22 protein-coding genes, 1 tRNA gene and 1 pseudogene are annotated in these 25,592 nt (G+C 69.2%); 12 read left to right on the top strand and 12 right to left on the bottom strand.

Annotated elements, in window-relative coordinates:
- Positions 1 to 28: 28 nt before the first annotated feature.
- Positions 29 to 1,444, top strand: coding sequence for a cysteine--tRNA ligase (gene cysS, locus AB0B97_RS18780; RefSeq protein WP_357494932.1), 1,416 nt, complete (start codon positions 29 to 31; stop codon positions 1,442 to 1,444).
- On the top strand, positions 1,444 to 2,577 hold the full coding sequence (gene rlmB, locus AB0B97_RS18775; protein WP_357494930.1) for a 23S rRNA (guanosine(2251)-2'-O)-methyltransferase RlmB: 1,134 nt from the start codon (positions 1,444 to 1,446) through the stop codon (positions 2,575 to 2,577). The genes cysS and rlmB overlap by 1 nt, the downstream gene beginning before the upstream one ends.
- A gap of 51 nt (positions 2,578 to 2,628) precedes the next feature.
- Here rlmB and AB0B97_RS18770 read toward each other — a convergent pair whose 3' ends face one another.
- Positions 2,629 to 3,210, bottom strand: a complete 582-nt coding sequence (locus AB0B97_RS18770; RefSeq protein ID WP_357494928.1) for a hypothetical protein — start codon at positions 3,208 to 3,210, stop codon at positions 2,629 to 2,631.
- 170 nt (positions 3,211 to 3,380) lie between these two features.
- Positions 3,381 to 4,472, bottom strand: a complete 1,092-nt coding sequence (gene ugpC / locus AB0B97_RS18765) for a sn-glycerol-3-phosphate ABC transporter ATP-binding protein UgpC (protein WP_357494926.1) — start codon at positions 4,470 to 4,472, stop codon at positions 3,381 to 3,383.
- 342 nt (positions 4,473 to 4,814) lie between these two features.
- Between ugpC and AB0B97_RS18760 the strand changes: the two genes are divergently transcribed.
- Positions 4,815 to 4,891, top strand: a tRNA-Thr gene (locus tag AB0B97_RS18760).
- A 73-nt stretch (positions 4,892 to 4,964) separates the two neighbouring features.
- Here the strand turns inward: AB0B97_RS18760 and AB0B97_RS18755 are convergent.
- A pseudogene (locus tag AB0B97_RS18755) lies at positions 4,965 to 5,555 on the bottom strand (site-specific integrase); the annotation flags it as partial.
- A 41-nt stretch (positions 5,556 to 5,596) separates the two neighbouring features.
- Between AB0B97_RS18755 and AB0B97_RS18750 the strand changes: the two are divergent.
- Positions 5,597 to 5,992: an NUDIX domain-containing protein gene (locus AB0B97_RS18750; protein WP_357494924.1), complete on the top strand. Its 396-nt coding sequence runs from the start codon at positions 5,597 to 5,599 to the stop codon at positions 5,990 to 5,992.
- Here AB0B97_RS18750 and AB0B97_RS18745 read toward each other — a convergent pair.
- A complete protein-coding gene (locus AB0B97_RS18745) occupies positions 5,980 to 6,543 on the bottom strand; it encodes an HD domain-containing protein (RefSeq protein ID WP_357494922.1) in 564 nt (187 codons plus the stop codon). The two genes, AB0B97_RS18750 and AB0B97_RS18745, sit on opposite strands and share 13 nt — an antisense overlap.
- Before the next feature lie 371 nt (positions 6,544 to 6,914).
- Between AB0B97_RS18745 and AB0B97_RS18740 the strand changes: the two genes are divergently transcribed.
- On the top strand, positions 6,915 to 8,018 hold the full coding sequence (locus AB0B97_RS18740) for a hypothetical protein (RefSeq protein WP_357494920.1): 1,104 nt from the start codon (positions 6,915 to 6,917) through the stop codon (positions 8,016 to 8,018).
- 140 nt (positions 8,019 to 8,158) lie between these two features.
- On the opposite strand, the gene AB0B97_RS18735 is transcribed toward AB0B97_RS18740, so the two are convergent.
- The 4 genes from AB0B97_RS18735 to AB0B97_RS18720 all read right to left on the bottom strand — a co-directional run bounded on the left by AB0B97_RS18735 (position 8,159) and on the right by AB0B97_RS18720 (position 13,356).
- Positions 8,159 to 8,623, bottom strand: a complete 465-nt coding sequence (locus AB0B97_RS18735; RefSeq protein ID WP_357494918.1) for a hypothetical protein — start codon at positions 8,621 to 8,623, stop codon at positions 8,159 to 8,161.
- A gap of 47 nt (positions 8,624 to 8,670) precedes the next feature.
- Positions 8,671 to 9,222 carry a transposase gene (locus tag AB0B97_RS18730; RefSeq protein ID WP_357494916.1) on the bottom strand — a complete coding sequence of 184 codons (552 nt, stop codon included), beginning with the start codon at positions 9,220 to 9,222 and terminating at the stop codon, positions 8,671 to 8,673.
- Between the two features lie 968 nt (positions 9,223 to 10,190).
- Complete coding sequence (locus AB0B97_RS18725; protein ID WP_357494915.1) at positions 10,191 to 10,982, bottom strand: hypothetical protein; 792 nt, start codon at positions 10,980 to 10,982, stop codon at positions 10,191 to 10,193.
- A 2,104-nt stretch (positions 10,983 to 13,086) separates the two neighbouring features.
- Positions 13,087 to 13,356: a hypothetical protein gene (locus AB0B97_RS18720; RefSeq protein WP_357494913.1), complete on the bottom strand. Its 270-nt coding sequence runs from the start codon at positions 13,354 to 13,356 to the stop codon at positions 13,087 to 13,089.
- Positions 13,357 to 13,467: 111 nt separating this feature from the next.
- Here AB0B97_RS18720 and AB0B97_RS18715 point away from each other — a divergent pair, with 111 nt between their 5' ends.
- The 4 genes from AB0B97_RS18715 (at position 13,468) to AB0B97_RS18700 (ending at position 16,095) form a co-directional block, all read left to right on the top strand.
- Positions 13,468 to 14,526, top strand: coding sequence for a hypothetical protein (locus AB0B97_RS18715; protein WP_357494911.1), 1,059 nt, complete (start codon positions 13,468 to 13,470; stop codon positions 14,524 to 14,526).
- Complete coding sequence (locus AB0B97_RS18710) at positions 14,523 to 14,924, top strand: AraC family transcriptional regulator (protein WP_357494909.1); 402 nt, start codon at positions 14,523 to 14,525, stop codon at positions 14,922 to 14,924. Before AB0B97_RS18715 ends, AB0B97_RS18710 begins: the two co-directional genes overlap by 4 nt.
- A gap of 34 nt (positions 14,925 to 14,958) precedes the next feature.
- Positions 14,959 to 15,378, top strand: a complete 420-nt coding sequence (locus AB0B97_RS18705; protein ID WP_030327852.1) for a VOC family protein — start codon at positions 14,959 to 14,961, stop codon at positions 15,376 to 15,378.
- 66 nt (positions 15,379 to 15,444) lie between these two features.
- Positions 15,445 to 16,095 carry a histidine phosphatase family protein gene (locus AB0B97_RS18700; protein ID WP_357494907.1) on the top strand — a complete coding sequence of 217 codons (651 nt, stop codon included), beginning with the start codon at positions 15,445 to 15,447 and terminating at the stop codon, positions 16,093 to 16,095.
- An 8-nt stretch (positions 16,096 to 16,103) separates the two neighbouring features.
- On the opposite strand, the gene AB0B97_RS18695 is transcribed toward AB0B97_RS18700, so the two are convergent.
- Positions 16,104 to 16,649 carry a hypothetical protein gene (locus AB0B97_RS18695; protein WP_357494905.1) on the bottom strand — a complete coding sequence of 182 codons (546 nt, stop codon included), beginning with the start codon at positions 16,647 to 16,649 and terminating at the stop codon, positions 16,104 to 16,106.
- 168 nt (positions 16,650 to 16,817) lie between these two features.
- Between AB0B97_RS18695 and AB0B97_RS18690 the strand changes: the two genes are divergently transcribed.
- The 3 genes from AB0B97_RS18690 to AB0B97_RS18680 all read left to right on the top strand — a co-directional run bounded on the left by AB0B97_RS18690 (position 16,818) and on the right by AB0B97_RS18680 (position 21,983).
- Positions 16,818 to 19,205 carry a M4 family metallopeptidase gene (locus tag AB0B97_RS18690; protein ID WP_357494903.1) on the top strand — a complete coding sequence of 796 codons (2,388 nt, stop codon included), beginning with the start codon at positions 16,818 to 16,820 and terminating at the stop codon, positions 19,203 to 19,205.
- 139 nt (positions 19,206 to 19,344) lie between these two features.
- Positions 19,345 to 20,118, top strand: coding sequence for an enoyl-CoA hydratase-related protein (locus AB0B97_RS18685; RefSeq protein WP_357494984.1), 774 nt, complete (start codon positions 19,345 to 19,347; stop codon positions 20,116 to 20,118).
- A 344-nt stretch (positions 20,119 to 20,462) separates the two neighbouring features.
- Entirely contained in the window at positions 20,463 to 21,983 is a 1,521-nt protein-coding gene (locus AB0B97_RS18680) for a serine/threonine-protein kinase (protein ID WP_357494901.1), read from the top strand.
- A 67-nt stretch (positions 21,984 to 22,050) separates the two neighbouring features.
- Here the strand turns inward: AB0B97_RS18680 and AB0B97_RS18675 are convergent, their stop codons facing one another.
- The 3 genes from AB0B97_RS18675 to AB0B97_RS18665 form a co-directional block, all read right to left on the bottom strand.
- Positions 22,051 to 22,494, bottom strand: coding sequence for an HNH endonuclease (locus tag AB0B97_RS18675; protein WP_357494899.1), 444 nt, complete (start codon positions 22,492 to 22,494; stop codon positions 22,051 to 22,053).
- A gap of 215 nt (positions 22,495 to 22,709) precedes the next feature.
- Positions 22,710 to 23,966 carry a hypothetical protein gene (locus tag AB0B97_RS18670; RefSeq protein WP_357494897.1) on the bottom strand — a complete coding sequence of 419 codons (1,257 nt, stop codon included), beginning with the start codon at positions 23,964 to 23,966 and terminating at the stop codon, positions 22,710 to 22,712.
- A 66-nt stretch (positions 23,967 to 24,032) separates the two neighbouring features.
- Positions 24,033 to 25,586, bottom strand: a complete 1,554-nt coding sequence (locus AB0B97_RS18665) for an FAD-dependent oxidoreductase (protein ID WP_357494895.1) — start codon at positions 25,584 to 25,586, stop codon at positions 24,033 to 24,035.
- Positions 25,587 to 25,592 lie beyond the last annotated feature (6 nt).

Raw genomic sequence — 25,592 nt, 5'->3', positions numbered from 1 at the left:
CACAGGCGCGGACGGCTACCCTTGTACGGTGACGCTACGCCTGTATGACACCGCCACCCGATCGGTGCGGGACTTCGTCCCGCGGGAAGCCGGCAAGGTGGGGGTCTACCTGTGTGGTCTCACCCTCCAGGCGCCGCCGCACATCGGTCATCTTCGGTCCGGCGTCGACTATGACGTGCTGCGTCGCTGGTTGCTGGCCGCCGGCTACGAGGTCACGTTCATCCGCAACCTGACCGACATCGACGACAAGATCCTCGTCAAGGCGGGGGAGCGGGGTCTGCCGTTCTGGTCGATCGCGTACGCCAACGAGTTGATCCTCGCCGAGTCGTACCGGGCGTTGAACGTGCTGGCACCCACCTACGAGCCGCGCGCCACCGGGCACATCCCGGAGATGCACGAGCTGATCACGAAGTTGATCGCGGACGGGCACGCGTACCCGGCCACCGACGGCTCCGGCGACGTCTACTTCGACGTGGCGTCCTGGCCGGCGTACGGGTCGCTGTCGGGTCAGTCGCCGGACGCGATGCAGTCGGCGGGGGACGCCCCCGACCGGGGCAAGCGGGACCCGCGCGACTTCGCCCTCTGGAAGGGCGCCAAGCCGGACGAGCCGGCGGACGCGTACTGGCCGTCGCCGTGGGGGCTGGGCCGCCCGGGGTGGCACATCGAGTGCTCGGCGATGTGCTGGCGCTACCTCGGCCCGGAGTTCGACATCCACGGCGGTGGTCTGGACCTGACGTTCCCGCACCACGAGAACGAGATCGCCCAGTCCCAGGCGGCCGGGTTGCCGTTCGCCCGCTACTGGGTGCACCACGGGCTGCTCAGCATCGGCGGAGCCAAGATGGGCAAGTCCGCCGGCAACGCGCTCGACCTGGCGTACGTGGATTCGCTCGGCGTGCGGCCGGTGGAGCTGCGCTACTACTACGCCGCCGCCCACTACCGCTCGGTGATCGACTACTCGGAGGACTCGCTGCGCGACGCGGCCACCGCGTACCGGCGGATCGAGGGCTTCGTGCAGCGGGCCGCCGAGCGGGTGGGCCCCGGGCAGCTCGGTGAGCTGCCGGCCGGCTTCGTCGCGGCCATGGACGACGACCTCAACACCTCCGCCGCGCTGGCCGTGCTGCAACAGCACCTGCGCGACGGCAACACCGCGCTGAGCACCGGCGACGATGTGACCGTCCGCACCACCCTGGCCGCGGTACGGGCGATGCTGGATATCCTCGGCATCGACCCCTTCGACGAGGCCTGGACCGGCGGCGGCAGCTCGAACGATCTGCGCGCCGTGGTGGACTCCCTGATCGCGCTGGCCCTGGAGCAGCGCGCGCAGGCCCGGGGCCGCAAGGACTGGGCCGCCGCCGATGCGGTACGCGACCAGCTCAAGCTGGCCGGCGTGGCGGTCGAGGACACCCCCCAGGGCCCCCGTTGGACTATTGGAGAGCAGGACTGATGGCCGGCAACTCGCAGCGCCGTGGCCGGCGACTGACGCCGAAGGCGGGCGCCCCCAAGGGCTCCGGCGGCAAGAACAAGGACTCCCTCGCCGGACGCGGGCGCACCCTGCCCGCCGACGAGCGACCCTGGCACAAGGGTTACTCGGGCACCGAGAAGCTGCCGCAGCGCACCGCCTGGAAGCAGGACAAGGAGCGCCGGGCGGCGGCCGAGGAGGGGCGTGTCCCCAAGATCGGCCAGCCGGGCAGCAAGGACACCACCTGGGGCAAGGGCGGTGGCCGGGGCGTACCGGCGAGTCGGGGTGGCGCCGCGGGTCGGGGTGGTCGGCCGACCGCCGGCCGGAGCGGCCCCCGGGTCGCGCCGGGTCGCAAGTCCAACCCGTCCAAGGACACCCCGGAGCTGCTGGTCGGGCGCAACCCGGTGCTGGAGGCGCTGCGCGCCCAGGTGCCGGCGACGGCGCTCTACGTCGCCCAGGGCATCGACATGGACGACCGGATCAACGAGATCATCCGGACGGCCGCCGACCGGGGCATCGCCAACCTGGAGATCAGCCGCGCCGAGATGGACCGGATGACCGGCGGCGTGCTGCACCAGGGCGTCGGGTTGCAGGTGCCGCCCTTCGCGTACCAGCCCTTCGAGGACATGGTCGCCGCGGCCCTTGAGCAGCAGGCGCCGCTCCTGGTGGCGCTGGACGGGGTCACCGACCCGCGCAACCTGGGCGCGGTGATCCGTTCGGCCGCCGCGTTCGGCGCGCAGGGTGTCTTCGTACCCGAGCGGCGGGCTGCCGGGATCACCGCGACCGCCTGGCGGACCAGCGCCGGCGCGGCCGCGCGGGTGCCGGTGGCCCAGGTCACCAACCTGACCCGGTCGCTGAAGGCGTGCCGCGACGCCGGCTTCATGGTGGTCGGCCTGGACGCCGACGGCGACACCGACCTGTACGACCTGGAGGCCGCTGTCGGGCCGCTGGTGGTGGTGGTCGGCTCGGAGGGGCGCGGGTTGTCCCGGCTGGTCGGCGAGACCTGCGACCTGACCGTGAGCATCCCGATGATCTCCGAGGTGGAGTCGCTCAACGCCAGTGTGGCCGCCGCGGTCACCCTCGCCGAGGTCGCCCGCCGGCGCTCGGTCGAGCTGTAACGACTGTCGACGAGGCCCCTTCCCGCAGGTGTGCGGGAGGGGGCCTCGTCGTCAGATCTGGTGGAGCCAGGCGACGAAGAGCAGCGCCCCGGCCACCGCGATCAGCAGCGTGACCGGAATCAGCCACCCCGGGGCGCGCTCCCCGTCGAGACGTCGGGTCAGCCGCTGGTGCACGGCGGCGATGCCGATCAACGCGAGCAGGGCTGCGGCGGCCATCGGCAGGCCGACGAGGAAGTGCGCCACCCACGCGCCGGCCCGGGTCGGACCACCCCAGGAGTGGTCGTACGGGCCGCGGTCGACGATGCCGTACAGCACGCCGCGCAGCACCATCAGCAGTTGAACACCGAGCGGCAGCAGGGCCACGAGGCCGAGCAGCAGGCTGAGCAGCCCGTGGCCGAGCACGCTGAACGGGCCGGGTCGCCGGTCGGGCGCGGGCACCGGGGGTGCTCCGAGCAGTCCGGTGCGGAGCCTGCGCCACCGCGCGGCGGCCGCACCGGCGCCACCCACCGGGGCGGTCACCAGCGCGAGCAGGGCGACCGGCACCAGCGCCGCGCAGTAGGCGAGGCTGCGGCCGGTCAGGCGGGCCGTCCGGCCAAGCCGGGAACTGGTGATCGGGTGAACGGTGGCGGACACGGCGTCTCCTCGGGTTGGGCGTGCCGCGACGCTACGGGCGCGGCCCGCCCTGCCGAGTCACCCCGCGGAGCCACATTGGTGCTGGCACCTGGGGGTGAGAAACCCTCCCCGGGTACGACGAAAGGGGCGGCCCGCCGAAGCGGACCGCCCCTTTCCGGTACGGCGTTACGTCAGATCCGGCCGCCGGTGGCGGCGTGGAAGACGTGGCTGCGGCCGGTGCGCGGCTTGACGAACACGGTGTCGCCCATGTTCGGCATGGTGCGCCGGTCGGTGCGGACGACGAAGCGCTCCGAGTTGCCGCCCAGCGCGGCGTGCCCGTAGACGTTGGCGTCCGAGCCGAGGTCCTCGACCAGCTCGACGACGACCGGCATGCCGCCCTCGGTCGGGCTGACCAGGTCGCAGTCCTCCGGGCGGAAGCCCACGGTCACCTTGCCGTCGCCACCCTCGGCGCGGGCCGCAGCGACCTGCTCGCGGGTCAGCGGGATGTGCAGCTCGGCGAACTCGGCGCCCTGCTCGTTCAGCGGAACGGTCTTGATGTTCATGGCGGGAGAGCCCATGAAGCCGGCGACGAACACGTTGGCCGGGGTGTCGTACAGCGCCCGCGGGGTGTCCACCTGCTGGAGCACACCGTCGAGCAGCACGGCGACCCGGTGGCCCATGGTCATGGCCTCGACCTGGTCGTGCGTGACGTAGACCGTGGTGACGCCCAGCTTGGCCTGGAGCGACGCGATCTGGGTACGGGTCTGCACGCGCAGCTTGGCGTCGAGGTTCGACAGCGGCTCGTCCATGAGGAAGACCTGCGGCTCGCGGACGATCGCCCGGCCCATCGCGACACGCTGACGCTGACCGCCGGAGAGCGCCTTCGGCTTGCGGCTCAGGTACTCCTCCAGCTGGAGCAGCCCGGCCGCCTCCTTGACCCGCCGGTCGATCTCCGACTTGGAGGTCTTGCGCAGCTTGAGGGCGAACGCCATGTTCTCGTACACCGTCATGTGCGGGTAGAGGGCGTAGTTCTGGAAGACCATCGCGATGTCGCGGGCCTTCGGGGGCAGGTGGGTGACGTCGCGCTGGTCGATGTAGATCGAGCCGGCGTCGACGTCCTCCAGGCCGGCGAGCATGCGCAGGCTGGTGGACTTGCCACAACCGGAGGGGCCGACGAGAACGAGGAACTCGCCGTCGCCGATCTCGAGGTTCAGCTCGTTGACGGCGGGACGCTCGGTGCCCGGGTAGATCCGGGATGCCTTGGAATAGGTGACCGTAGCCATGGTGGTGCGCTTCCTTTCACCGGCAGGAACGTGCCGGACGATCCGAGTGAAGGAGCGACCGGCACGTACCCGTGCCGGTCAGCGGACGGCGGGTCGGCCGCGGGGGCGGCCGTGGTGTCGTCCGTGTCACTGCACCGTAAACGGCTTTCACCGCGCTGCCAAGGTGAGGGGCCCTCGGAAGTGATCCATTGCCCACGCATTCCGGGCACTCGGGCACGGGCAGGTATCAATCGACGTCTCCTCAAGGCGGTGGGGCGTCGGGTTGTTGACGTTTCCCGTGCTCGGGAGCCCTCGCGAGCGGGATATCCGGACGTCAGTCGCTATGCTGACCTCGACGCACGCGCCCCTGTAGCTCAGCTGGCCAGAGCACTCGCCTTGTAAGCGAGATGTCGCCGGTTCGATCCCGGCCGGGGGCTCCATATCCACAAGGCTTTTCCCGATGGGCGTTGCCGCAAGCGGGCCGGTTGACAGCAACGCTGACAGCAACGGCACTCACGAGAGCTTCCCGTCGAGCTTGCCGAGTGCCTGACGCATCGCGTCGAGGTTGGCGTGAGCGTAGACCTTGAGGGTGATCTTCACGTCGGCGTGCCGGGCGATGGCCTGGACGACGTGCGGCGGGACGCCCAGCTCCATCAGCAACGAAACCACGGTGTGCCGTAGGTCGTGCAGGCGAACACCAGGCAGTCCGGCGGTTTCCCGGAGCCGGGCGAAGGAGCGGCTGAGGTTGGTGGGCTCCATCGAAGTGCCCCGCTCCGAGGGAAACACGAGGTCGTGTTCCTCCCAGACCTCCGCCAGCGCTTCCCGCTCGGTCTGCTGCCGCTCCTGGTGTTCGAGCAGCGTCAACCAGGTGACCTCGGGCAGCGGCAACACCGCCTCTGAGTCTTCGGTCTTGGCGTCCTGGACGTGGAGCTGTCCGGCGACTCGCTGCACGGTCTGCTGCACCCGTAGCGTGCCTTCGTCGAGGTCGAGATCCGACCAACGGAGGCCGACCAGCTCACCTCGACGAAGGCCCATGGTCGCCGCCACGACGTAGAGCGCATGGAGCCGATGGCCCGTCGCGGTGTCCAGGATCTTCCGTACCTGGTCGACGGAGAGCCCTTTGCCGACCTTGTTGCGAGGCGTTCGTGCGGGACGAGCATGGCCAGGTGCTGCTCATCCAACGTACCGACAACGGCCTGTGGTCCCTGCCAGGCGGTGGCCAGGAGATCGGCGAAACCGTCGCGGAGACGGCGGTCCGAGAGACCCGCGAGGAGACCGGCATCAGTGTTGAGGTGACCGGGATGGTCGGCGTCTACTCCGACCCCGGTCACATCATCGAGTACTCAGATGGCGAGGTGCGGCAGCAGTTCTCGCTCTGCTTCCGCGCCGAACCGATCAGCGGTACGCCAACCCCGAGCGACGAGTCACATGAAGTCCGGTGGGTGGCCCGCGACGAGCTGGCGGCGCTCGACGTCCACCCGTCGACCCGGCTCCGCATCAGCCACGGCTACGAGGAACGCTCCGAGCCCTACATCGGCTGACGGACGCCGGTGAGCCGGCGCTGAGTCCGCTGCACGGCAGCGACCATCTCCGGTTCGGCCCTGCCGATGAACCGGGTCACCAAGTGCTCCGGCCCGTACCGGGACCGAATCTCTGCCAGCCGGTCCAGCACTTCGAAGTCTTGACCATCTGGTCCGGTCGTCATGTCGGCACAGCAGAGAGCATCGGTTGCGGCGGTTTCCTCCCGAGGGAACTCGGCAGCCAGCACCTCGCCCAGCCCGCGCTCATCGGCCTCCAGCCAAGCGCAGGAGTGATGAGCCACCAGGGCAGCAATGCGCTCGTTGAACTGTTCCCGGCGCAACCAACGGCCACCATCGAGCGAGTGGAAGCCAGTGTCGACCAGCTCAGGGCTGTAGCCCACATCGTGCAGCCACGCCGACGCTACAAGCGCCTTGCGATCCTCTGCCGGGATCGCAGCGCTGATCCTGTCCGCCTTGGCAGCGACCGCCTGGACGTGACTCCATCGACGGGGCAACGGCGTTTCCAATAGGCGACGTGCAACTTCCCGGGCGGTGTCGACGAGGGCGGCCATGCCGACAGGGTACGGAGCCACCCAGCCCGTGCACCATCCCGTGTCTAGTGGCCGACCAGGCGAGGCCGGCAGCTGCCGACGACGTCGTCGGACAAGAGACGCACGACAGTTCTCCGTCAGTCGAAAGTGACATGCGCCAGGGAGACTAGGCAGTGGGCCGGCGCCAATACCCACGGATTCGCCGAGTTGAGTGCCTCGTCTACCGTGTCAAGATGTGGGCTACCAGACGAGGGGTGGCCCTAAGCGCACATGCTGGCGTGCCGTCGGAGACCATGGTCTATCACTTGCATGGATGCAAGATGCAAATATGGTGCGCGTCTGGACTAGTTGAGGTGAAGCACTTGAGTGACGACCTATCAATCGTGCGAGACGTGCTGGGTGACGAATTGTCGCCTGACTCCATCGACTCTGCGATTCGAAACGCCGCATCTATCATCCCTCGGCTTGTCGAGGCCTGGTACCTAAGGGCCCACTCGGACGTTCTGCCAGTTCGCCAGCCGGGAGAACTTTCGTATTTCATACCTCAAAGCCACTGGCGGGCAACCAGTAGAGGACGAGAACTTTCCTTAGCGTACGACGATGGCCTGACCGCACTGCTATACGTTCACAGAATTGTCATCAACAGTCCACTCCTGATGCTGTCTTCGGCATCGATTCGGGGCAAGTCGCTTGAGTGGTGTCGTGACCTCCTATTAACGTCGCTCCACCTTCTTCTGTCGTTGAAGGAACTCGTTGAGGCCGGTACGGTCGTAATTATCGGCTCGGATGGCAACTATTACGAGCCGTGGCTCCTGGATGCATTTGCCGAGAAGGTTGGGCAGCCGGCAGTAAACAATCTGAATCACGAACTTCGGCAGCGGATTATTTTCTCGCTAGCTTCAGGATGCGCTGTCGATGTCTTCGCGAACAACGACGCAGAGTACGGGGAACTTCAAGAGCTGCTCGGCCCCGACCGCCAGAGTCTGCTCGCTGATCGGTCAGAGGCAGTACATCTCGCCGCCTTACTCGAAGAAATTGTCCCAGACACTGCGGACCTAGACCTGCGGCAACTAGTGCGGATTCGTCAGGATGACTCATTTGAACAGTGGCGATGCGATCTCCGCACTGCAACCCGTCGCATGATCGCAATGAATAGCATTGACGATTTGAAGGGTGAGGGCATCGAGGAAGTTCGGGCTCTGATGGAAGAGAGGGCGGCCAGGATTAGGGAGGCGGTTGCTCGAACCAACTCAATGGCACGCCTTCGCACCCACCTGGCGTCCTTCGCTATCGGGGGGATCGGTGCGGTATCAGTCCTGCCTATCATCGGTCAAGCGAACGTTGCGTCCGAGGTGGCAATGCTCGCAGGGTCGCTAGGAACCGGCTCTCTCTCGATTGGACTGGAAGCCGTAAGAAGATCCCTCCGCAACACTCAGGCCGGCAGCGACGCCCTAACGCATCACTATGCCTTTGTAGCTAAGTGCGCAAGACGTTAGCCGTCGGCTCTCTCGAACCAGATTCGGCCCGCTATGTGGGCTGGTCGGCAAGGCACACTCGTCACTACGCTCAGTTGTGACTGTCGCGCATCAGCGACGAGGACGGACGGCTGCCGGCGAAGTGGACGCTCCTATTTCTGTCAAGAGAGCGGGTGGCGCGCGGGTCTTGCCGCGTCGGTCAGCAGGTGGCCGGTCGGGGAGTAGTCGATCTTCCAGTCGGTGTAGACGCCAAGGGTGCCATCCTGGGTGCATCGGAGCCCGACGCTGACCCACCGGACTTCACCGTCTGCGCGCAGGGCGAACCCGACCGCGGCCTGGAAGGCTTCACCGCCGCATGGGCAGGCACATTCCTCAGGGTCGGCGTCTTGCCAGTGGTCGGCACTGTCCGCGATCAAGGCGTGGTCGCCGCAGGTCAGACACTGTGTCTGTACGCATCCGTTCTCGTCGTCGGCGAGGACCGTGAAGGTCTTGCCGTCGCACTGTTGGCAGATCATCTCCTTGACCCGAGCCACCGGGTAGCCGCCGGGCTGGTACTCGCGGAGGTAGTCGGCGAGGTCGGTGAAGTCGTCGCCGCGCCAGAACGTGCCGGTGGTGTCGATCACCACCGGTGCAGCGTGCCGGATCTGGCCAGTGGTGTCGAGACCAATGTTGGCTAAGCGGAGTTCGTGAGCAGCCGGTAGGCGTCTCGGGCGATGTAGCGTTTCAAGCAGTGCATGATCTCGGTCTTGGTCTTGCCCTCGCTGATCCGGCGGGTGACGTAGTCCTTGGTGGGCTGGTGGCAGCGCATGCGGACGAGGGTGATGCGCCAGAGGGCGCGGTTGGCGTCGCGGTCGCCGCCGCGGTGTAGGCGGTGGCGGTCGGTGCGTCCGGAGCTGGCCGGGATGGGGGCGACGCCGCAGAGCCGGGCGAAAGCCGTTTCGGAGTGCAGGCGATGAGGGTTGTCGCCGGCGGTGACGAGGAGTTGCCCAGCGGTGTCGACTCCGACGCCAGGCAGCGCGACCAGATCCGGGGCGGTGGCGGTGACGAGGGCGGCCAAGTGGCTGTCGAGATCGTCGATCTCGGCTTGGAGGGCGAGCCAGCGTCGGGCGAGGCTGCGCAGCGCGAGTTTGGTGGCTGTCGCCGGATCAGACATCGTGCCGGGCCTCAGAGCGGCGCAGACGCGGATGCGTTTCTTGCCGGCCAGCCCGCGCACCAGTTCTCTCACGGATCCGGAAACCGTCGAAAATTCGCTTTCCGAACTGATGGTCCGCCTGCAAGACGCGAGAGTGGCATTACTAAAAGCGCGTCTCCCGTGGAGGCTTGTGAGGCTGTATGTAGAAGCGGCCGAATATTGCTACACGGATATGCAGCTTCGGGTGAGGGTTGCGAAAGAGGATGCTGTCGCCCTATCAAAGATGCGTCACCCCTCACGCTTTGCCCGCCGCCCTCCATATCTTTTTGCCTTAGGGCTGCAAGGCGCGTTAGTTGACTTCCTCGAACGACCGGTTCGTGCGCGATTCCGCAAGTCCTGGCTCATGCTAATAATACGCCGCGACTTCAAGGTTATAGCTACCTTGGACAGTCCTGCACGGATGTTCGATTGGCCGAAGTGGCAAGCGGTGACCCCGACGCAGGCTGGCGCTCGTGCCGTGCCCGTTCCGTGTCCGACGCAACGGTCAACACCGGTCAGCCGAGGTCCGTTCCAGAGTGCAGCAAGTTCACCCCTGCTTCTACGAACAGCCAACGCCAGGCGCAGGGATCGTGATTCAAGGCGATTCCCAAGCTGAGCGCGCACACCTGCAAGGATCGCTACGTGACCAGCGAGGAAGTTCGGCCCTGTCCCGAGTGCGGGCACGTGCCGCAGGCTCACCCGAGGCTCGGCGATCGGGACCTTTCCATCTGCGCATCCTGCATCTATGAGGAGGATGAAGGGCTACGCGATGTCGAGGCCATGTGTACGAGGTCGTTCCCGGCGTCACGGATGGGTGACTAACCGAGTGACGACCGTAACGGACGCCCACGTACTGTGGAGGACGGTGTAGGACTCTCTTTGCAGCTCAGCGCTCGCCTCATGCCAGATCACGAGGCCGCGTTTATTGCCTGAGGGTCAAGGGCACTTCAATCGCCAGGCAGCGGCACTTGAACGGAGCACGCAGAATTCACAGGCGAGGGTCTCGTATGAATCGTTAGCAACTACATCTGTAACGCAGGGTGCGGTGGCACGACCTTGTCAAGTTGACGTTCAAGACTGAGCGGGTCAGCGAAGAACTCGACATCTCCTACGGACGCCAACTCGCTGATGATCTCACTGGGCCAATCCTCACGGCCACCGTCGAGAGCCGCGATGCGGTTCTCCTTCGGTACATCTGAGAGGTCGAAGATGTAGTAGCAGTGTTCGGCCGCCTGGTCGCGATCGCGCGAGCTGACCGCTTGGATATAGGCTGAGCGACTCCTGCTGGACACCCGCAACGTAACCTGACGCTTCCTTCCGGACCGTAACGAGACAAGGGCTTCGCGCTGAACGTGGCGACTGTCCTGCGCCCAACTTCGGACGCGGTCAACGACGCGGTCTGGGAACCTAGTGAGAGAGTGGCGAACCGCCAGCCAGCGAAGTTGCTCTACCCGCATTGATGCTTGAGCCACATCCAAGACGAGGCGCCCGAGCTCCTGTGCTGTGCCAAAAGTCGCAAGCTCTCCCGGGGCGGTGTTCAGCCCACTCAAACCTGCGTTGCGCACGGTCTCTGCAAATGCCTCCGCAGGTCGTCCCGTTGCCACGTTCACGCCCGCCATGGACAGCTGAGTCGCAGCAACTGCCCGGTCTGACACGCGGAAGCCGGAGCCCATCGGCTCCACGAGCACTCGAACGGCATCGCCGTCACCGTAGGTCAGCGGGAGATCTACTAGGAGACCATCGCCGTAGGGCCGTACGACGGTTTGATCGTTGATCGTTCGTAGGATCGCGCCCACGGTCATTGTCGGGTCCACGCTGCCCTCCTCACGGCTCTGACCAGGTGAAATCGGGTGCTATCGCGATGAAGCACTCGTTGGCGAATGCTTCAAGGATCCCACGGTAAGTACCCGGAGCGACCCTGGGTTGAAGCGGAACTTCAGGAATATCTACAGGCTGGTAGACGCCCTCATCCGACGAACCGGGCTCTACCTTGTGCTTGTGCGTGCCACTGAGGGGCCGATGCTCCGTGTTGACGCACAGGCGGCGGGCAGAGAACTTGTCTCGCCCTGCGCCAACCAAGTACTGGAGCGTGGGCTCGCTTGGTGCCAGGGGGTTCACCACGAGACGCAGCAGGCACGGGGACAAGACCGGCAGGGTGGTGCGGACGCTCACGGTGCCCTCCTTGCTGAGTCCTCGGAGGGGAGCCCACCTGATGCCGCCTACTGTCACCGCCTTCGCCAGCGGCGAGAGCAGCGCTCTGACGTTGGCGGGTGTGATGAGGGGCGATGTCTGGCGACTCATCAGCCCGGGCTCCAAGTCACGCGGTTGCGTAGCCTCGTGAGCCGATCGATCGGCCAGTCCACGCCGGCTTGGACTGGCCGAAGGAGCACCTTGCGTGGCAACCACCCCATATGTCACTTCCTCGGCGATAGGGGTCTGAGCACTTCTACGACCTGCTTGCGTAGTAGAAGGGTAGAAGGGCTCAGCACTTTCCAAACCCGCCGTAAGGGTGTGACTGCCTCCGACATTCGCCGATGTCGGGAGCCCTAGCCAGTTGGTCCCGCCAGGCCGTCAACAGGCCGTCAACCGTCTGATACGCATGACCAAGTACGACCAGCGACGACGACGTTTGCTGAGGTGACTTCATGTAGCCAACCGGGTGACCAGTGAGAGTCGCCCCGGCTTACCTGTAGTTATTGAACTGGTGCTGCCACCCATGGGCTCTGGGGGGTGCAACCCGCTAGGCATCATCACGCCGTTGCCTGCTTCGAGTGGCAGGTCCGCCCTGGCCAGCAAGAAGTAGCTTGAGGAGACGGAGCGCGTAACTCCGCCCATCTTCGTCTGCCCTTAAGGACCACAGCGAGATGATCCAGATCAGCAGATACCGGACGCACGGAGCGAGAACGAGGGCGGCAAGAGCCCACGGTGCAGCTCCACCAGCGATCGACGAACTGACTTCAAGCAACGCGACTCCCAGGACTTGCCCCGCCTGGGTAGGCGGGTTCTAAGCCGAGGAGTCAGATACTTGGTGGTCACGGAGCCTAGGCTACTCGACCCCTTCGATGCCTGTCGGCAGAGTGGCTGTCGACAGCAACGCTGACAGCAACCACGCCGGACGCAAGCACGCCGACGAGTTCGGGCATGGACGAAGCTCCGAGCGTGCAGCCGTTCCCGGACGAGCGTGGACGACGTGCACAGAGCTTGTAAGCGAGATGTCGCCGGTTCGATCCCGGCCGGGGGCTCCATTTCCACCAGCGCCTTCCCGGTGGGCAGTCGACCGGCTTGCGGCACGGGGCTCATTGGAGCCTCCCGGGCTGCCGGCGATGTCGGGTCTCAGAACCGTCGTGGCAGATCAGCCCGGCACGTGGGTGTCGCGCCCGGCTGGACAACGTGCGGCATGGTTTGTGTCGTGGACGAGCGGCAGGGTGGGGGGCAGGATCGCTTCCGCGATCCGTTGGTCAGCCTGTACGAGATGGCGGCCGAGGACATTTACGTCGTCTGTCCGCGTTGCGGGCATCGGGCGATCAACGCTGCACGGCCAACGGCCGACAAGCGGGTGCCCTCGTGGCCCCGTCGGCTCTCGTGCACGAGGTGCGCGTACTCGGCGTCCTGGTCGCCACAGGGATCTCGGGAGTCGTGTTGGGGCGGTCCGGTAGATCCGTTTTTCGGCTTGCCGTTGTGGCTGACGGTCCAGTGCTGCGGCGGGAAGACGCTCTGGGCGCTCAACCGTACTCACCTCGACCTCTTGCAGGAATACGTCGGTGCGCGACTGCGCGAGCGGGGCCCGCAGCCGGGTGGCATGACGCTGGTGGCGCGGCTGCCGAACTGGCTCAAGGCCGCCAGCAATCGGGACGAGGTGCTCAGGGCCATAAGTCGGCTTCGCGCGTCGGTTGACTGGGACACCGCAAGGGGCTGTCGCTAGGGAGCCGGTCTGGCGGTGGCCCACCAGACAACGAGTCGATCCGCGGCGGACTCGACCTCGTGACAGGTGGGATCAAGCCCAAAATGGTTCTCAAGCTCGTGCCACAGGAACTCGCTGATCTCGGACCGGCCCGCGCCGCCTCTCAACCTCGCCAGCAACGGGCCGAGCATGCAGTCGTACTCGTCCGGAGCGGTCTCTGCGACGCCTATCGGGTCCCACTGGTTGAGCAGCTGTCTCAGGTTCAGTTGCAGGTCGCTCAGGTCCACGCGGGTTGATCGTGCCAGATGCTCGTCACGGTCACTGGCGGTGCCGTCGGCAGGGGCACCGGTGGTCGGCCGCTCCTATAGTTCGGGTATCACCGACCGTCGAGGAGTCGCATGAGCCCGGTCGTCGCGATCGCCGGCAGTGCCCAGGTCAACCGCTCCTACTCGCCCGCCGTACGCGACCCGGGAGCCGCTCCCGCCGCGGCGGCGGAACTGGGCGCGGCACTCGCCAACCAGGGCTGCCGCATCGTCGTGTACTCCGGTGATCCGGAATACCTGGAACGGGACGTCGTGCGCGGCTACATCAGCTCCGGCCGGGCGACGCCCGGGTCGATCCTGGTCCGTGGTCGCTACCAGCAGGACGCGGGCTTCGCGGAGGCCGAGCGGCACCCGGAGCTGTTCACGGTCGTGCCCGAGTCGACCGACGACTGGGAGGTCAGCTTCTACCGGTCGCTGCTGACGGCCGACGCGTTGCTGCTGGTGGGCGGCGAACGCTCCACGTTCATCGCCGGGCTCATCGGTCTGTCCCGGCGCATCCCGGTGGCGGCGGTCGCCGCGTTCGGTGGAGGCGCGGAGAAGGTCTGGCAGCGCCTCAGCGGCGAACGCGGCGTCGCCACCGAGGAGGAGGTGGCGGTGCTCGCCAGGCCGTGGCAGCCGGGCGCCGCCGAGCCGATCGTCACCGCGCTCTGCGCCCAGGTGCAGCGCCGAGCCGAGCAGGAACGCGCCTCCCGCGAGGCCGAGCGGGCTGCCGGGCGGCGTACGGTGGCGGGCCTGGTCACCGCGCTTGTCCTCCTGCTGCTCGCCCTCGCCACGATCCCGCTGGCGTACGCCGCTCCGGCCGGCGGCTGGCAGAACGTCGCGGTTCTCGTGGCCGCCCCGCTGTTCGCCTCGGTGTGGGGTGCGATCGTGCGTAACGCGTACGACGGCGGTGGCAGCTGGCTGCGGGCGGCGGCGTTGGGCTCGGCCGCCGGTGTCATCGCCTTCCTGCTGTTCGTCGCGGCGCAGATCGCCACGAACCCGGGCCTGCTCGACGGTGACGCGGCGCGGCAGTTGGTCTTCTTCGTCCTGGCCATCGGGTTCATCGGCGGGTTCACGTCCGAGGTCGTCTACGCCAAGCTGCGCGACCAGGACGTGGCGCAGACGTCGGTCCTTCCGCCGGGCGGCCTGCGGTGAGCCGGGCCGTGGAGGAGTCCAACCGGGCGATGCTGCGGGCGCGCGACGCGATGGACCGGTCGTACGCCGAGCCACTGGACATCCCCGCGTTGGCCCGGATCGCGCACGTCTCCGAGGCGCATTTCATCCGCACGTTCCGGGCCACGTTCGGCGAGACGCCACACCGCTACCTGCAACGCCGCCGGGTGGAGCGGGCCATGACGCTGCTGGTGGAGACGGACCGGGACGTCACGGACATCTGCTACGCCGTCGGCTTCGGCAGCCTGGGCACGTTCAGTCGGACGTTCCGGCAGATCGTGGGGGAGTCCCCCACGGATTTCCGGCGTCGCCGCGCGGCGACGGGCAACGTGCCGTCCTGCTTCACCAAGGCGTGGACGCGTCCCAGCAGTTTTGGATAAGCAGCAGGTCAGGGCCACCCTCTACGGTCATGGCATGACGATGAACGCGATCAGCCGCTCCCAGATCTACGTCCTCGACCAGGACGCGGCGCTGGACTTTTATGTCAACAAGCTCGGTATGGAGGTCAACACCGATCAGGATCTCGGCTTCATGCGCTGGTTGACGGTGAACCTGCCCGGTGACCCGGAGCGCGAGATCCTGCTGGAGAAGCCGGGCCCGCCGGCGCTCGACCCGGCGACTGCCGAGCAGGTGCGGGAGCTGCTCACCAAGGGCGCCCTGGGTGGGTACCTCTTCATGACCACCGACGACGCCCGCAAGACCCACGAGGATCTCGTGGCGAAGGGCGTCGAGATCACCGACGAGCCGACCGAGCGCCCGTACGGGATCGACTTCGGCATCCGGGACCCGTTCGGCAACAAGATCCGTATCGGCCAGATGTTCCCCCGGGCGTAACGTCAAGATCGAAAACCGGAGGGCGCGGGCCGGTCCCGCGCCCTCGGGTGTGTTTGGGTGTACGGCATGCGAACGCGGTTGCTGTACCTGGCCCGGCACGCCGAACAGGACCTCACCGGGCATGCCGACACGGACTCGACCGAGCCGGATTCCGGCCTGTCCGAGCGCGGCCGGCGGCAGGCCACGCTGCTCGGTGAGCGGCTGCGGGGTCGACCGTTCGCCGCCGTACACCACGGGCCGTTGCGCAGGGCCGCGCAGACCGCCGAGGTGGTCGCCGCGGCACTGCCAAGCGTTCCGGTGTACGCCACGGAGCTGGCCGGCGACCACCTCCCGCACGACACGGACCCGGCCGGGCTGCCGTCGGCGTACGCCAATTTCCTGGCCGGGTTCTCGACGGCCGAGCGGGCCGACGGGCCGCGGGTGACGGCGGCGGCGGTGCGGCGCTTCACCGGCCCGGCGGTTGCCGACGAGGGTGCAGCCGACGGCGAGCCGGTTCGTGAACTGGTGGTGACGCACACCTTCCTGATCGCCTGGCTGGTCCGGCATGCCCTCGACGCGCCGGAGCGGCGGTGGCTGGGTTTGAACCACCACAACGCGGGGTTGACAGTGATCCGGTACGGCGTGGCGGGGCCGCCGAACCTGATCACCGTCAACGACGTGGCGCACCTGCCGGCGGAACTGCGCGGCACCGGTCTTCCCCCGGACTACCTGGTCTGAGCCGCCGGTCAGCCGGTGACCCGCAGCAGCAGCTCGACGAGCGCACGGGTCGCCGGCGGCGGCGCGGGATCGGCGGGGCAGTCGACGTACCCGGTCTCGACGGCGCCGATCCTCAGGCGGTAGGTGAACGCGTCCGCGCAGCTCGACGCGGTGGCCGTGCGGCGGGCCTCGGTGGTCAGTCGGGGGTCGGCCGCCAGGCCGCGTAGCCGGCCGAGGTCGGCGGCGTCGAGCTTTCCGGTACGACGGCTGCCGGCCCGGTCCACCACGGTCCACCGCCCGTCCGGCTCGACGGTGATGTTGTCGCCGCGCCCGGCGAACCCGCCGGAGCGGAACAGCGCGACGCGCGCCCGGTCGTCGGCTTTCGGGCCGCTCTGCCCGGGGCCGCTCGGGACTGGGCCGCTCGGTGCGGGGATGTTCGTGAGGTCCGGGCCTGCGGTCGCGCCGCTGCCCGAGGGCAGGTCGGTGGGGGCGGCAGCCCGGTCGGTGCCGGTGCAGCCGGCCAGGAGGGCGGCCAGGAGCGCGATCGTGACGCCGGTCGTCGAGGCGGGTCTCATGTCCGTCGGACGTGTCATTGCCGGCGTTGGTTCCCTTGTCAAGGCCCTCATCCGTTCGGCCAGTCTCAATGTCTGGGAGCGGTCCAAGGCTTCTCTTTTCCTCAACACATCGCTATATCTACATGCGTGACTACCCCCGTCACACCCTTTCTCCTTTCAGGAGGGCACGTGAAACGACCCCTCGCGGCCGTCAGCGCAGCGCTGCTCACCAGCGGCCTGCTGACCTGCGTCGCCACCGCGGCGCACGCCGCCCCACCCACCGCTCCCGCGCCGGACGCCTCCGCCGCGGCCCGAGCGGCGACCGTCCTGCGGACGAACCCCGGCGCCGTCCAGGGTTCGAGCGCCGAGTCCTACCAGGTGCGCAGCACCCGGGTGGACGCCTCCGGTGCGGCGCACACCCGCTACACCCGCACCTACCAGGGGCTTCGGGTGTACGGCGGTGACTTCGTCATCCACACCGCGCCGAACGGCACCTACGCCGGCAGTTCGGTTGCACTCGCCGCGCCACTGACCGTCCCCACCACGGCCCGGATCACCGCGGACGCGGCGAAGAAGGCGGCCCGCGCCGGGTTCAACGGCAAGGCCGAGGCCGTGGGCGCTCCGGAACTGTTCGTCGACGCCAGCTCCGGCAAGGGCCGGCTGGCCTGGGAGACGGTGGTCAGCGGCTGGCAGCCGGACGGGCAGACGCCGTCGCGGCTGCACGTGATCACCGACGCCACCTCCGGCGCGACCGTCGGCTCGTTCGACGAGATCGAGTCGGTCACCGGCAGCGGCCAGGGCATCTACACCGGCTCGGTGAGCATCGACACGACGCTCTCCGGCAGCACGTACCAGATGATCGACCCGGTGCGCGGCAACGGCCGCACCTGCGACATGAACAACGGCACCTCCACCTGCACCACCTTCACCGACGCCGACAACGCGTGGGGCACCGGCGCCAACTCCAACCGGCAGTCGGCCGCCGTGGACGCGCACTTCGGTGCCGCGAAGACCTTCGACTACTTCAAGAACGTGCACGGCCGCAACGGCATCTTCGGCAACGGCAGCGGTGTGCCCAGCCGCGTGCACTACGGCAACAACTACGTCAACGCGTTCTGGGACGGCGCCCAGATGACCTACGGTGACGGCTCCAGCAACGCCCGACCGCTGGTCTCGCTGGACGTGGCCGGGCACGAGATGAGCCACGGCGTCACCGAGGCGCTCGCTGGCCTGGTCTACTCCGGTGAGGCCGGTGGCCTCAACGAGTCCACCAGTGACATCTTCGGCAACATGATGGAGTTCTACGCCGCCGCGCCGAGCGACCCGGGCGACTACCAGGTCGGCGAGAAGATCAACATCAACGGCAACGGCACCCCGCTGCGCTACATGTACAACCCGTCGCTGGACGGCTCGTCCGACAGCTGCTGGTCCACCAGCACCAAGAGCAAGGACGTGCACTACTCCTCCGGCGTCGGCAACCACTTCTTCTTCAACCTCGCCGAGGGCACCGGCGCCACCTCGTACGGCACCTCGCCGGTCTGCGGTTCCGCTCCGGCGGTCACCGGCATCGGCCGCGCCAAGGCGGAGAAGATCTGGTACCGGGCTCTGGACGTCTACTTCACCTCCAACACGTCGTACGTCAACACCAGCAACCCGGCGAACACCGCCCGCGCCTACAGCCTGCGGGCCGCGACCGACCTGTACGGCAGCTGCTCCACCGAGTACAAGGCCGTGCAGGCCGCCTGGACGGCCGTGAACGTGGCCGGCAGCGACTCGAACTGCTCGACCGGCAACGACTTCTCCGTGTCGCTGTCGCCGACCGCCGGCTCGGTGAACCCGGGCAGCGCGGCCTCCACCACCGTGTCGACCGCCACCACAAGCGGTACGGCGCAGACCGTGACGTTCTCCGCGTCCGGCCTGCCCAGCGGGGCGAGCGCCGCGTTCAGCCCCGCCTCGGTGACCTCGGGCGGCTCGTCCACCCTCACCATCAGCACCTCGGCGAGCACGCCCCCCGGCACCTACTCGGTCACCGTCAACGGCGTGGGAGCGGTCACCCGCAGCGCCACCTACACGCTGACCGTGAACGGCACCGGGGGCGGCTGCACCTCGGCGGGCCAGAAGCTGGCCAACCCGGGCTTCGAGTCCGGTTCGACCGGCTGGACGACCAGCTCCGGCGTGATCACCAACTCCAGCAGCCAGGCGGCCCACGGCGGGTCGTACAAGGCATGGCTGAACGGGTACGGCACCAGCCACACCGACACGCTCGCCCAGTCGGTGGCCCTCCCGGCGGGCTGCTCGTCGTACACGGTCAGTTTCTGGCTGCACATCGACTCGGCCGAGACCACCACGAGCACGGCGTACGACACGCTGCGCGTGCAGGTGCTCAACTCGGGCGGGACGGTGCTGGCCACGCTGGCGACCTACTCCAACCTGAACAAGGCCACCGGCTACAGCCAGAAGTCCTTCTCCCTGGCCGCGTACGCCGGCCAGACCGTCAACCTGAAGTTCACCGGCGTCGAGGACTCCTCGTTGCAGACGTCCTTCGTGGTCGACGACACCGCTCTCAACGTGTCCTGACCTGACCGGCACGCGGGCCCGGCGGCCATCCCCAACGGTGGCCGCCGGGTCCGCGCCGTCGTGTTTCTGGCAATCTTGGACAGTTGCCGTCAGCTCAGGACGGAAACTGTCCAAGATTCGTTGCAGCATGGAACTCGGGGTGAACGTGTCGGACGCGGAACTGACCGTCGCGGTGACCGGGCCGGTGGCGACCGTGGTGATCCACAACCCGGCCCGTCGCAACGCGATGACGGCCGCCATGTGGCGGCAGCTCCCCGAACTGCTCGACCGGCTGGAGCCCGACCCCGACGTACGTGCCCTGGTGCTCACCGGCGCGGGCGGCGCCTTCTGCGCCGGCGCCGACCTCGGTGACCTGGCCGAGCTGCTCGACGCCGGTGACACCAGCATCGCGGTGGCCGCCGAGGAGCGGCTGGCCGGCTTCGCCAAGCCGACCATCGCGGCGATCCGGGGCGCCTGCGTCGGGGGTGGCGCTCAACTCGCGGTCGCCTGTGACCTGCGGATCGCCTCGGATGGCGCTCGCTTCGGCGTACCGCCGGCCCGGCTCGGGCTGGTCTACCCGGCACCGACGACGCGGCGGCTGGCCCGGCTGGTCGGCCCGTCGGCCGCGAAGCACCTGCTGTTCACCGCCGAGCTGATCGACGCCGACCGTGCCCTGCGGATCGGCCTCGTCGACGAGGTGCTGCCGGGCGACCGGCTCGCCGCCCGGGTGGACGACCTCACCGCCACGATCGCCCAGCGATCGCCGCTGAGCGTCGCCGCCGCCAAGGAGATCGTCGACGACCGGGCCGGACCGGCACGGATCGCCTGGTGGCACCGGAAGGTGACGGACAGCGGCGAGGCCCGCGAAGGCGTCGCGGCCATCGCCGAGCGCAGGACACCCCGCTTCGCCTGGCGCGCGCCGACAGAGCGTTGAGACTGGTCGCCTGAGCGTCGCCGCCATCGCCATCGCCGCCATCGCCGCCGCCGCCGTCGTCGTCGCCGCCGGCCGAGGCATCGCTGAGGTAGGCCCGCCCGCCGCGCTGGATCCCGGTGCTGGCTCGGCCCGGTAGCACCCCCTCTCTTCCCTTTGCTCTGCTTCAGCGGAGGCAACACTTACGGCCCGTGAGTGTTGCCTCCGCTGAAGCAGAGCAAAGGACGTGCCCAGGTATCCGCGGACCCCGCGCGCCGGGTCGGCCATGCCTCGGTCGGAGTTCCATTCATTGCGAAACCTCGATCCCGGGTGGTGCCGGGCCGGTGCGGTACGGCAGGCTGTCGGTCGTGCAGCGTGATCGGTTGCTTGCGGGCCGCTACCGGCTCCTGGAGCGCCTCGGCAGCGGCGGCATGTCCGCGGTCCATCGGGCGTACGACGAGGTGCTCGAACGGGACGTGGCGGTGAAGGTGCTCGTCGGCTCGGACGTCAACGCCCGACAGCGGATCCGGGCCGAGGCCAAGGCGGCAGCCCGGTTGTCACACCCGTACGTCACAAGCGTCTACGACTTCGGTGAGTCGGTCGTCGACGGCGTCCAGGTGCCGTTCGTGGTGCTGGAACTGCTCAACGGCGTCACCCTCGAACAACGGTTGGCGGCCGGTCCGCTGCCACCGCGCGCCGCGCTGCGGGTCTGCGCGGAGGTGGCCTCAGCCCTCGAGGCCGCGCACGCCCAGGAGCTGGTGCACCGCGACGTGAAACCGAGCAACGTGATGCTCACCCCCACCGGCGCGAAGGTGCTCGACTTCGGTATCGCGGCGGCCGTCGGCGACCCCGAGATCGACTTCGATGGTCGGCTGCTCGGTACGCCCGCCTACCTCGCCCCGGAGCGGCTGGCGGCCGGCGAGGTCCTGCCGGCCTGCGACGTGTACGCCCTCGGCCTGCTCCTGCACCGGACGCTCACCGGTCGGCTGCCCTGGGCTCCCGAGGCGCAGACCGCGATGCTCCGCGCCCACGTCCACGTCGAGCCGGACCCGTTGCCCGAGATCGACGGAGTGCCCGCCGAGATCCATCGGCTCTACCGCTGGTGCCTGGCCCGCGATCCCGCCGACCGGCCCTCGGCCGCCGATGCGGCCCGCATCCTGCTCGGAGCTGCCGCCGGGCCGGCGACCGCGGATGTGGCCCCAGCCCCGGGCGGAGCGTCCGGGGTCGGTTCGGCGGCCACCGGGGGTGCGCCGGTCGACGACGTGCCCGAGCCCCCCGCCGGGGTCATCCCCGACCCGACCCGTGCTTCCCGGCGACAGTTCTGGCGTCGGCACCGGGTGGTGCTGGCGGTCGGCAGCGCGGTGATCGCCGCGGTGGCGGTGGCCGGCTCGCTGGGCGACTACGCCACCCGGCAGCACGACGGCACCGTGCCACGAACCGGCATCGGCTCGGGTGGCACCACCACTGTGGGGCTGCCGCAGACCGTCGAACAGCCCGAACCGTCCGAGACCCGTCCGTCCGCCGGCCCGTCGGCCCGGAAGACCCCGGCCGTCCCCCGGGCCAGCTCAGCGACGGGTTCGGACGGACCGTCCACGCCGGCGCCGACCCCGCCCACACCGACGCCCACGCCCACGCCCACGCCGACGCCCACCGACCCCGTGCTGGTCCCGGTGCAGGCTCAGGGCGGGACGGTCACCGTCCGCTGCCTCGGGGGATCTGCCGAACTTGTCACGGTGACGCCCGCGTCGGGCTTTCGAGCGGAGCCCTACGACCCGGGTCCGGCGAAGCAGGTCCAGGTCGAGCTGACCTCGACCGAGCACAGCAGCGAGATCCGTGCGCACTGCGCGAGCGGCCGTCCGGTGCCGAAGGTCAAGGAACGGGCTCTCTGACCGGGGCCGGCGGGTGCCGCGCCGGGGCGTACCCCGACGCGGCCCCCCGTTCCCGCCGGCCGGTCGGTCACCGCCCCGCCAGCGACGCCCAGCCGGGGTTCACCGGCTCCCGGCGCAGCGGCATGCCCGCCTCCGCCGGGGTGCGGTCGCCCTTGCGCTGATTGCAGCCGTAGCAGGCGGCGGTGGTGTTTCGCCAGGTGTTCCGGCCGCCCCGTGAGCGCGGCAGGATGTGGTCGATGGTCGACGCGATCCCGCCGCAGTACGCGCAGCAGCGCTCGTCGCGGCGGAGCACCCCGGCCCGGGACCAGGCCGGCCCGGAGTTGAACCGCCACCGGGTGACCACGTAGCGGACCAGTCGCACCACCCGGGGCAGCGGGAAGACGCCGATCACCTGGTCCGGCTCCGCCTCGTGGATCTCGGCCACCCGGCGGCAGAGCATCCGGACGGCGTGCTGAACGGTGACCCGGTGCAACGGGCCGAGGTCGGCGTTGATGACGAGGACGGCGTCCACCGGGGACTCCTTTCAGCTGGTGACGGACAGCGAAGAGCCGCCCGGTCCGGCGTTCGGACGGGGCGGCTCGGCGCGTACGGGAACGCGTCAGTCGGGCCGGCCCGTCCGGGGGCCTTCCGCTCGCCAACCGTCGCCGGGCAGCGTCGACGACAGCACGGTGGTGACGTGCGACATCGTCATGATCGGCTCCCGCGGCGGTGGTTGACCTTGCGCGATCACGGTAGGTCGGCACCCGAGAGCGGGGCAACGTATTTCGATGGGCCGCCCGGCTCCGCGGGACGACGCTGACGTCGGGTCCGTGGAGCGCGCCGGGTCCGTGGAGCGCGCCGGGTCGGGGGAGCGACCCCTGCCGCGCGACGGGCGTTGGCCAGGGGCCGGTCCAGCCGCAGGGCCATCCGCGCGGTGAGTTCGCTGTCCAGCAGCGGCCGGTTGACCTCCCCCGCGACAGCCAGCGCGGGACCGGAGACGGAACGCCAGATGGCGGCCAGCCCGGCGCCCAGCCCGAGCAGAGCGACGGTGGCCCGCGTGGTCGGCGAACCGGCCGCGGCGGCGGCGCTCACCCCGACCACCGCGAAGAGCACCACCAGCAGGGGCACCAGCACCGGCCAGAAGATGCCCCGGGCGGCCTGGGCCACCAGTCGCCGGTCCCGGATGATCAGGTTCCGGGCGACCACCGCGTAGTCCTCCTCGTCGAGCAGGTCGCGCGGGTGCAGGCCGCCGGTGAGTACGCCGCGCCAGAGGTCACCCTGGTTGCGTAGTTCGCGGCTCAGCTCGGCCGGCTCGGGTTCGGCCGGATCGCCCCGGCCGGCCCGTTCCACGGCGACCGCCCAGGCAGCCAGCGAGCGGCGCACCACAGCGGCGGAGTACGGCGGCAGCACGCTGGCCAACTCGTCCAGCCACCGGCTGATCTGGATCTGCCGGCCGTCGAAGCGGCGCAGCAGTTGGGCGGCGTCGCCGGGCCGGACCGTGTCGGCCAGGGACCGGCCCAGCCGGTAGGCGAGCCCGACGCGGAGGTTGGTGGCCATCGCCCAGCGCAGCACGTCCACGTTGAGGTCGTCGAGGGCGAGCAGCAGCGGTTCGGTGTCGGCGGTGTCCGACTGTTCCGCCTCGGGCAGCCGGTCCAGGTCGGGCAGCCGGGTCCGGGCTGCGGACGTGTCCGGCAGCGGTCCGGTGTGCCGGGTGAGCGCCGAGATCTGGGCCAGCGCGACGTCCACGCCGTCGAGGTACATCCGCATCCGGCGCGGGAGTGACATCTCGGTCAGGTTGGAGAGCTTGGCCGGTGGGTGGGCCGGGACGGTCGGGCCGGGTTCGGCGTGCTGCCCGTGGTGGTACGCGTCGGCCATCCACCAGCCCAGCCGCAGCGCGATGACGACGCAGGCGCGCTCGTCGCGGAGCATCGGGTACGCGTCGTCCCGGATGGTCTCGTCGGCCGGCCGGACGTCCGCCGGGCCGGCGCGGTGCAGTGGTGACATCGCTGCTGCCCTCCCGCCCGGCCGATCGACGGATGATCATTCGAGCGTACGGCAGCGTAGCGTCGCTTATGTTGGTTTTTGTCGGTTTGGGGTGCTCCGCCCGGCCAGCAGGCCCCGGGGCCGGATCGAGCGCACCGGCTCGGCCGCGGCGCCCTCCGCGCGCAGGATGTGGTTCGCCGCGATGATCCCGGTGGCCGCGGACCGCTCCATCAGGGCGCTCGGGAAGTCCGTGGCGATACCGTCACCGGCCAGATAGACGCCGGACGCCTCGGTGCGCACCCCGGGCCGCCAGGCGTGGCTGCCCGGCGTGAACGCCGGCGCCTGCGCCTCCACCCGGGCACGCAGCTCCCGGACCCGCAGGTCAGCCGCCTCCGGCCAGAGCGCCACCAGCTCGCGGCGCATCCGCTCGGCCAGCTCCTCGGCCGGCACGCCGGGCTCACAGGCGTACGCGTGCAGCTCGATTATCGAACCGCCGGTCTGCCGCGCCCAACGGCGCGACTCGTTCTCCAGCCGGTGGTAGAGCGTCACCGAGTCCAGAGTGGGCTGGCGCGACACCCCGCTGAACACGGCGCGGTCGGCCGACACGTCCCCGTCGCACCAGTACCGCGCCACCGCGTACGGCGGGCCGGGCGTGCCGAAGCGGGGCATCCGCGCCGCCAGCTCCGGTGCCCGCCCGACCAGGTCGGGGGAGGCCGCCACCAGCGCGGCCAGCGCCGGCGGATCCACCGCGAGCACCACGTGGGCCGCCGGGTGGCTGCCACCGTCGGTGGTCGTCACCCGCCAACCCTCGCCGTCACGGTGCACCCCCGTGGCGCCGGAGCCGGTGACCACCCGACCGCCGTGCTTCTCCACGTGCCTCGTCAGCGGCTGCCAGATCGCCGTCGCGTAGTCCTCGTCGGGGCAGTCGAAGGCCAGCCCCTCCGGATTGCCGAGCAGGTAGAAGTGGAACTGGGCTACCATCTCCGCCGCCGACATCTCCGCCTCGTGGTTGAAGAACGAGTGCGAGAAGACCTCGAACAGCATCGCCCGCGCCCGGTCCGGCAGCCGTAGCGAGGCCAGCAGCTCGTCGGCGGTGGTGTCGTCCAACTCCGCGTAGGTGCGGACCGGGTCGTAGGTGAGCAGCGGCAACGCCGCGTCCCGGTCCATCGACCGCAGGTCGGCCAGGCGCAGACTGGGACTGCGCAGCAGCAGCGCCAGCAGGTTCGCCGGCGGCGCGGGCGGCAGCCTGCCGAACTCCTCGGTCGGCCACCGTGCACTGAGGATCGGGTAACCCGGAATCGGCTTGAGGAAACCCAGGTCGGGATCGACCCGACGGAGGATCGAGCGCCAGTTGTAGTACTGCCGGAAGAACGCGTGGAACCCGTGCTCGTTCTGCTGCTCGCCGTCGCCGAGCGCTTCGGGCCACGCGCCGAGCCGCCCGCCCAGCGTGGGCGCCGCCTCCAGCACCGTCACCGCAACACCCCGCTCGGCGAGCACGACCGCCGCCGACATGCCGGCGATCCCGCCGCCGACAACCACCGCCGCGACCGGTCGCGGCACGCGGTCGGCGCCACCTCCACCCGGGTCCACCTGGTGCTGACGTACGCCGATGAGCCGACCCACCACACGCGACAGCGCCACGCGCAC

It is taken from the genome of Micromonospora sp. NPDC049004, from assembly GCF_040649315.1.
In the GTDB taxonomy this organism is placed as follows: domain Bacteria; phylum Actinomycetota; class Actinomycetes; order Mycobacteriales; family Micromonosporaceae; genus Micromonospora.
Note: the sequence above shows the minus strand (reverse complement) of the source record. Positions and strands in the feature narration are given on the sequence as shown.

Excerpts from the sequence above, each read along its gene's own strand:
- ugpC (WP_357494926.1), bottom strand. The coding sequence starts at position 4,472 with ATGGCTACGGTCACCTATTCCAAGGCATCCCGGATCTACCCGGGCACC.
- AB0B97_RS18670 (WP_357494897.1), bottom strand. The coding sequence starts at position 23,966 with ATGTCACCACTGCACCGCGCCGGCCCGGCGGACGTCCGGCCGGCCGAC.
- AB0B97_RS18700 (WP_357494907.1), top strand. The coding sequence starts at position 15,445 with ATGCGAACGCGGTTGCTGTACCTGGCCCGGCACGCCGAACAGGACCTC.
- AB0B97_RS18745 (WP_357494922.1), bottom strand. The coding sequence starts at position 6,543 with ATGGCCGCCCTCGTCGACACCGCCCGGGAAGTTGCACGTCGCCTATTG.
- AB0B97_RS18715 (WP_357494911.1), top strand. The coding sequence starts at position 13,468 with ATGAGCCCGGTCGTCGCGATCGCCGGCAGTGCCCAGGTCAACCGCTCC.
- AB0B97_RS18705 (WP_030327852.1), top strand. The coding sequence starts at position 14,959 with ATGACGATGAACGCGATCAGCCGCTCCCAGATCTACGTCCTCGACCAG.
- rlmB (WP_357494930.1), top strand. The coding sequence starts at position 1,444 with ATGGCCGGCAACTCGCAGCGCCGTGGCCGGCGACTGACGCCGAAGGCG.
- AB0B97_RS18695 (WP_357494905.1), bottom strand. The coding sequence starts at position 16,649 with ATGAGACCCGCCTCGACGACCGGCGTCACGATCGCGCTCCTGGCCGCC.